At 65.8% G+C, this 7,079-nt stretch carries 6 protein-coding genes; 3 read left to right on the top strand and 3 right to left on the bottom strand.

The features are described from left to right. A partial coding sequence (locus A9W95_RS20185) for a GlxA family transcriptional regulator (RefSeq protein ID WP_082983222.1) occupies positions 1–641 on the top strand: 641 nt, incomplete at its 5' end. Between the two features lie 14 nt (positions 642–655). On the opposite strand, the gene A9W95_RS20180 is transcribed toward A9W95_RS20185, so the two are convergent. Then, on the bottom strand, positions 656–1,567 hold the full coding sequence (locus tag A9W95_RS20180; RefSeq protein WP_067416812.1) for an SAM-dependent methyltransferase: 912 nt from the start codon (positions 1,565–1,567) through the stop codon (positions 656–658). A gap of 190 nt (positions 1,568–1,757) precedes the next feature. On the opposite strand from A9W95_RS20180, the gene A9W95_RS20175 reads away from it, so the two are divergent. Continuing rightward, positions 1,758–2,402: a TetR/AcrR family transcriptional regulator gene (locus A9W95_RS20175; protein ID WP_067416810.1), complete on the top strand. Its 645-nt coding sequence runs from the start codon at positions 1,758–1,760 to the stop codon at positions 2,400–2,402. On the opposite strand, the gene A9W95_RS20170 is transcribed toward A9W95_RS20175, so the two are convergent. Beyond that, positions 2,399–2,926 carry a cupin domain-containing protein gene (locus A9W95_RS20170; RefSeq protein ID WP_253851712.1) on the bottom strand — a complete coding sequence of 176 codons (528 nt, stop codon included), beginning with the start codon at positions 2,924–2,926 and terminating at the stop codon, positions 2,399–2,401. The genes A9W95_RS20175 and A9W95_RS20170 overlap by 4 nt on opposite strands. A gap of 62 nt (positions 2,927–2,988) precedes the next feature. Between A9W95_RS20170 and A9W95_RS20165 the strand changes: the two genes are divergently transcribed. Beyond that, positions 2,989–4,002 carry a TIGR03617 family F420-dependent LLM class oxidoreductase gene (locus tag A9W95_RS20165; RefSeq protein WP_067416807.1) on the top strand — a complete coding sequence of 338 codons (1,014 nt, stop codon included), beginning with the start codon at positions 2,989–2,991 and terminating at the stop codon, positions 4,000–4,002. Positions 4,003–4,014: 12 nt separating this feature from the next. Here A9W95_RS20165 and A9W95_RS20160 read toward each other — a convergent pair whose 3' ends face one another. Further along, entirely contained in the window at positions 4,015–6,996 is a 2,982-nt protein-coding gene (locus A9W95_RS20160; RefSeq protein WP_067416804.1) for a UPF0182 family protein, read from the bottom strand. Positions 6,997–7,079: the final 83 nt, after the last annotated feature.

The raw sequence follows: 7,079 nt of genomic DNA, 5'->3' as shown, positions 1-7,079 counted from the left end.
CGGGGTCGTTCGTCCTGGCGCAGGCCGGCTTGCTTAACGGCCGGCGAGCCACCACGCATTGGCATGATGTCCGGTTGTTCGCGCGCGCCTTCCCCGATATCACCGTCGAGCCGGACGCGATCTTCGTCCGCGACGGCGAGATCTTCACCTCGGCCGGGGTGTCCGCGGGCATCGATTTGGCGTTGGCGCTGGTCGAAATGGACTACGGCAGTGAACTCGTCCGTGCCGTCGCCCGGTGGTTGGTGGTCTACCTCAAACGTGCGGGTGGTCAGTCGCAGTTCTCGGTGCTGGTCGAGGCCGACCCGCCCCCGCAGTCTCCGCTGCGCAAGGTGACCGATGCGATTTCGGCTGACCCGGCGGCCAACCACAGTGTGAACAGTCTGGCGGCGCGCGCGTCTTTGAGTACGCGTCAACTGGCCCGGCTGTTTCAGTCCGAACTAGGCACGACGCCGGCCCGCTACGTGGAAATGGTGCGCATTGACGCCGCCCGCGCCGCCCTGGATGCCGGCCGCACGGTCGCCGACACGGCCCGGGTCGCCGGGTTCGGCAGCCCCGAGACGCTCCGCCGCGTCTTCGTCGACCACCTGGGGGTATCACCGAAGGCGTACCGGGAGAGGTTCCGCACGGCCGCGCGCGGCTGAAAGGTCACCGGCGGCTACTCCTCGGACTCGTTTCGGGTGGCCGTCAGATAGTGGATCGCGCCCTGCCGATCGGGGGCGGGGTCCATCTCGCCCAGCGGGACGCCGGCGGCGCCGAGCAAGTCATCGAGGCGGTAGCCAGTGATGCGCCATCCCAGCGACTGCAAGTGCGCCTCGGCGTCGCTGCGTTGATGCGCGTAGGTGAGATTGCCGAAGTCGACGTCGTAACCCTGCTGCCGCCAGCTGGCGGCAGTCTCCAAGATCAACTCGCCTACCGACCTCGAGGTGGGCGGCAAGTGGTCGGCGCTCAGCCGGCTGCCGGGTGCGCTGAGCTGACTGATCAGATCCAGCATGCGGTTCTGCGCGTCACCAGGCAGGTAACCGATCATCAGGCCTTCGACCAACCACGCGGTGCGCTGCCTGGGGTCAAACCCAGCCTGCCGCAACGCCGTTGGCCAGTCGTACCGCAGATCGACACCCACGCTGCATAACCGCGCGTTCGGTGTGGCACCGATCCGGGCCAACGTCGTCTCCTTGAACTTGATCACCTCAGGCTGGTCGATCTCGTAAACCACCGCGTCGGCCGGCCAGTTCAGCCGGTACGCCCGCGAGTCCAGGCCGGACCCGAGAATGACCGCCTGCCGGATACCCGCCGACAACGCGCTGGGAAAGAAACCGTCGAAGAACCAGCCGCGAACGCCGAAGAAGTCGGGAATCCAGCCTGAGCCGATATCGGTGAAATCCAACTTTCCGCTAGCCAAGAGGGCGAACAACTCCACCCCGCTCGCCAATACGAGAGGTGTGGCGTACGGGTCGCTGATGATTGGATCGGCCCGCCGGCTCGCCGCCGCCCTGGCCGCGGCGACCATGGTGGCCGTCGCTCCCACACTCGACGCGAGATCCCAGGTGTCGTTGTCGGTACGTGTCATTCACAGTCCTTTGCTTAGCCAGGAGAAGTGGCGCGCGCTCAGTCTGCGGTCTTCGTGTCACCCGCACCGGTGCCGTCCGAGCCACACTTCCCACAAAAAGCGACACGGCCTCGCGGTGGGCGGACTAATAGAGGGCGCGCATATTGAATATGAATGAGCTGTATCGAGCAGACGCGCGGAGGAGGCAGCATTGTCAGCTAGGCGCGCGCCGGCCAAGGCGTCCCGCACCTATCACTCGTCCATCCGCACTCAAGCCGCGCTGCAGACGCGGCGCAGCATCCTCGACACCGCGATGCGGTTGTTCCTCGAGCGCGGCTACGGCAAGGTCACCGTGAACGACATTGCGGCCGAGGCGTCGTTGGCGTTACCCACCGTGTATGCCAGCACCGGCGGCAAGGCGGCGATCCTGGGCACCCTCATCGAAGACGCCGTGCAGGACCCGATAGTCGATGAGACGCTGGCGGCGGCGCGAAAGAGCAAGTCCGGCACCGAGATTCTCGGCATCGTGGCGCACGGCACCCGAGTGGACAACGAGCGCTATCAAGACATCATCAAGGTGATGAAATACGCTGCGACGGTTGACGCCAACGCCACGTCGATTCTGGCTCAATCCGACGAAGCGTATCGGCGGGCGTTGGGCCAGGTCGCGCGGCGGCTGCGGACGCTCAAGGCATTGCCCACCGGAATGACCGAAGCTCGCGCCACCGACATCCTGTGGTTCTATTTCGGCCACGACGCGTGGCAGCTGCTGGTCGCAGGCCGTGGCTGGTCGTGGGACGACGCCGGGCAATGGTTGCTCGCGCAAGCCACCGGGGCGCTACTCGGGCGGCGTTAACCGGTGAACGGTGGTAGGTCGATACCGACGGCGGCGTTTTCTTCCGGTGTGCCCAACACGTAGCCGTAGCGCAGGGATGTCTCGACGAAATGCGCAATCTCCTCGGGCGTGCGCGGCTGCAGGTCGTCGGTGACCGGGCGGCCGATGTCCAGAAAGAAGCGACCCAGTTTCGGTGTGGTGACGACCAGGTCGACCGCCGGTTCGTCGGAGATGTTGCGGTGGGCGTGCAGGACGTCGCCGGGGATGCGCACGTAGTCACCGGCGGACGCCTCGCGCCACACCAGCCGCTTGCCGTCGGACACCAAGACCTCGTGGCGGCCGGAGAGGATGAAGAAGTCCTCGGGATCGGGGTGGCGGTGCAACGCGACGATGCCGCCGGGTGGGATGACGGCACGCATGACGCAGAAATCGTCTGACCAGCTGACGAATTCGACGGTCCCGCCGAAAACGTCGAGCGTCGGACTGGGCGGCGTGTGTTCTACCCGCGGCAGGACTGCGCTGGAGTGGAGGTGTGATAACGACACAATATTGATTATATGAACCATCTAACGAATGCGGGGGTAGGAGCGCGGCATAGTGTTGCGCGATGCACACCGACGTGATGACGATTCCCCAGCCGCTGAGCCAAATCGGTGACCTCGCTCGTCGAACGCAGGCCGCGGGTTTCTCCGGTCTGCTTTTCACCGAGACCGGCCGCACGGCTTACCTCAATGCCGCCGTCGCTTCCCAGGCCGCGCCGGGTCTGCACTTGTCCACCGGTGTCGCGGTGGCCTTTCCGCGTAGTCCATTCGTCACTGCGGCCACCGCCTGGGAATTGCAGGAGGCCACCGGCGGCAAGTTCCGCCTAGGGTTGGGCACCCAGGTGCGCACGCATGTCGTGCGCCGCTACGGGGTGCCGTTCGAACGTCCAGGCCCACGCATGCGCGACTACCTGCGTGCGGTCAAGGCGTGCTTCGCCGCTTTCCGCACCGGCCAGCTCGACCACCACGGCGACTTCTACGATCTGGACTTCATCACTCCGCAGTGGAGCGCCGGCCCGATCGAGGCGCCGGACCCGAAAGTGGATGTGGCCGCAGTCAATCCGTGGATGTTGCGGATGGCCGGCGAAGTGGCCGACGGCGTGCACGTTCATCCGATCGGCGAGCCCGGCTACTTGACCCGCCACGTCGTGCCCAACGTCGCGGCGGGCGCGGCGAAAGCCGGACGCGCGGCGGCCGACATCGCGGTGATCGTGCCGGTGATGACCATCGTCGGTGACAGTGACGAAGAGCGCGAGCGAAGCCGAGAGTCGGTGCGCGCCAGCATGGCGTTTTACGGGAGCACGCCCAACTACGCGTTCATTTGGGACGAGGCCGGCTTCGAGGGGACGACCGCGCGGATTCGTGAGAAGCAGAAGGCCGGGGATTTCGCCGGGATGGCGGAACAAGTGACCGACGAACACGTCGCCGCCTTCGCCACCGAGTCCACGTGGGAGGGCCTGGCCGATGCCCTGGCGCAGAAGTATGACGGGTTGGCCACGCGCCTAGTGTTCTACAACGCGCTGAACGACCTGGAGCGGTTGGAGCGCTACGGCGAGGTGGCGCGCCGACTCCAGGGCTGACGCGCCAGAACGTCAGCGGGTGTTGTTGAACTTGGTGATTGCCTCGTCGAGGCGCTGTAGCGCTGACCCGTAGGCGGCGAAGTCGCCCTTCTTCTGCGCGTCCCGGGCAGCTCCGATGGCGGCCTGAACTTCTTGCAGCGCAGCGGCTTTCGCCGCCGATAGGGTGACCGACCCGTCCGGAGGCGGAGGCACCGCCGCCGTCGGTGGCGGTGTTCCCGGTCCGGCGGCGGGCGGGGGTTGGCTGGCCGGCGGCTTGGGACCTGCCCCACCGTCGGTCGGCTGTATTCCGGTCGCCGCGGCGCCCGCGCCCGGGCCGAAGAGCCCGGTCAGCGCATCGCCCACCGTCGGCCCGTAGCCGATCTTGTCGTTGTACATCATCGCCACCCGAATCAGCCGCGGATAGGACGACGCGGCGTCACTGGCCCCCGGCGACGCGTAAACCGGCTCCACATACAGCAGCCCGCCCTGGGCCACCGGCAGGGTGAGCAGGTTGCCCCAGCGGATACGGTTCTGGTTGTCCCGCCCGATGACACCGAGGTCCTGGGACACCGCGGGATCGGTGGTGATGGCGTTATTGGCCAGCTTCGGTCCGTTGACCTGGCCCGGGATGGTCAGCACCGTGATCCTGCCGTAGGTCGCGGGATCCGAACTGGCGCTGATGTAGGCGGCCAAGTAGTCGCGCTTGAACCTGTTCATCGCGCTGGTCAGCTGATAGGACGCCGAGTTGTCGTCTTTGGCAATGTTATTGGCGACGATGTAGTACGGCGGCTGATAGCTGCTAGCGGTCGGGTTCGGGTCCAGCGGCACGTCCCAGAAGTCGGAAGTGGAGAAGAACGTCACCGGATCGTTGACGTGGTACTTGGCCAGCAGCATCCGCTGCACCTTGAACAAGTCCTCGGGGTAGCGCAGATGCTCGGCGAGCTCGGGGCTGATGTCGCTCTTGGGTTTGACCGTGCCGGGGAACACCCGCATCCAGGCCCGCAGCACCGGATCCTTCTCGTCCTGTTGGTACAGCGTCACCGTGCCGTCGTAGGCGTCGACCGTCGCCTTCACCGAGTTGCGGATGTAGGACACCTTTTTGTCCGGCGCCAAACGGTTGAACGCCACTTCGGTGGAGTCCGCGGTCGCCGAGGACAACGACGTCAACTCCGAATACGGGTAGTTGTCCAAGGTGGTGTAGCCGTCGATGATCCACACCAGCCGCTTGTTGACGATCGCCGGGTAGACCGCACTGTCGGTGGTCAGCCAGGGCGCGACCGCCTCCACCCGTTGCGCCGGATCGCGGTTGAACAGGATGCGGCTGTTGTTGCCGATCACGTTGGAGAACAGAAAGTTTCGTTCGGCGAACTTCGCGGCGAACACGCTGCGGGAGATCCAGCTGCCGATCGGGACACCCCCGGTGCCGGTGTAGGTGTAGTTCTTGGTCTCGGCGCTGGTTTCGTAGTCGTATTCCCGGTCGGCGCCGTTCTTGCCGACGATTGCGTAGTCCGCAGCGGTGTTGGAGATGACCGGACCGAAGTAGATGCGGGGCTGATCCAACGGCGCCGGACCGTCGGACACGATGGTGCCGTTGGCACCGACCACGTTGGCGAGGAATTCGGGATAGCCGCCATTCTGGTTGGGGTCGTTGGCGATGCCGCGCACGGTGTTGGCCGGTGACGCGATGAACCCGTTGCCGTGGGTGTACACGGTGTGGCGGTTGATCCAGTCGCGCTGGTTGTCGATCAGCCGGTCGGGGTTGAGTTCCCGGGCGGCCACCACGTAGTCACGCAGGCTGCCGGTGCGGTCGACGTAGCGGTCGATGGACAGCTGGTCGGGGAAGTAATAGAAGTTCTTGCCCTGCTGGAACTGGGTGAACGCCGGGCTGACGATGGTGGGGTCAAGCAGCCGGATGTTGGAGGTGGTGGCGCGGTCGGCGGCGACTTGTTGTGCGGTGGCCGCGCTGTCACCGGTGTAGTTGCGGTAGGTGACGACGTCCGACGTCAGACCGTAGGCCTGCCGCGTCGCGGTGATACTTCTGCTGATGTATTCGCTTTCCTTCTGCGCCGCATTCGGTTTGACGCTGATCTGTTCGACGATCAGCGGCCACGCGGCACCGACGATCAGCGACGACAGCAACAGCAGCACCAGCCCGATCGCCGGAATGCGCAAGTCGCGCAGCGTGATCGCGGAGAACACCGCCGCGGCGCAGATCAGCGCGATCGCCATCAGGATCAACTTGGCGGGCAGGACGGCGTTGATGTCGGTGTAGCCGGCCCCGGTGAAGGGTTTGCCGCCGCGGGTGTGCGAGAGCAGCTCGTAGCGATCCAGCCAGTAGGCAACGGCTTTGAGCACCACCAGCACACCGACCAAGGTGACCAGCTGGACGCGCGCCGAGCGGCTCAGCGCGCCGGTGCGCCCGGACAGCCGGATGCCCCCGAAAATGTAGTGCGACACCAGGTTCGCCACGAACGCCAGAAAGGCGGCGACGAACACGAAGCTGAGCACCAGCCGGTAGAAGGGCAACTCGAAGGCGTAGAAGCCGAGGTCTTTGCCGAATTGCGGGTCGGTGATCCCGAAGTCGCCGCCGTGCAGGAACAGCTGGATGCGGACCCAGTAACTCTGGGCCACCACTCCGGCCAGCACTCCGATCGACGCCGGCACCCCGATGCCGATCAGGCGCAGCCGGCCGAGCACGACGGCGCGATACCGCGCGACCGGGTCGTTGTCGTTGCTCGGGACGAACACCGGGCGGGTGCGATAGGCCAGCGCGAGTCCACCGAACACGATGCCGCCCACCAGCAGGCCCGCGACGATGAAGACCACGATGCGGGTGATCAGCACCGTGGTGAACACCGACCGGTAGCCCAGTTCACCGAACCAGAGCCAGTCGACGTAGGCGTCGATGAGACGCGGACCCGCGAGCAGCAAGACGATCACACCCAGTGCGATCAGGATCAGAATCCGACTGCGCCGGGTCAGCTTCGGCATCCTTGCGGTGGGCCGCATCCCCACTGGCCACGCTCCTGCTCGGTTGCTAGAGATTTTCTAGACGGTCACAACTGTACGCATCACCGCACCTCCGCCGAGCGTCACGC

The organism is Mycobacterium sp. 1423905.2, assembly GCF_001673155.1.
Taxonomy (GTDB): domain Bacteria; phylum Actinomycetota; class Actinomycetes; order Mycobacteriales; family Mycobacteriaceae; genus Mycobacterium.
The sequence above is the reverse complement of the archived record's forward strand: the minus strand, read 5'-3'. Positions and strand labels throughout refer to the sequence as shown.

What these genes read in the sequence shown, in the direction of transcription:
- A9W95_RS20180 (WP_067416812.1), bottom strand. Translation starts at nt 1,567, where the DNA reads ATGACACGTACCGACAACGACACCTGGGATCTCGCGTCGAGTGTGGGA.
- A9W95_RS20165 (WP_067416807.1), top strand. Translation starts at nt 2,989, where the DNA reads ATGCACACCGACGTGATGACGATTCCCCAGCCGCTGAGCCAAATCGGT.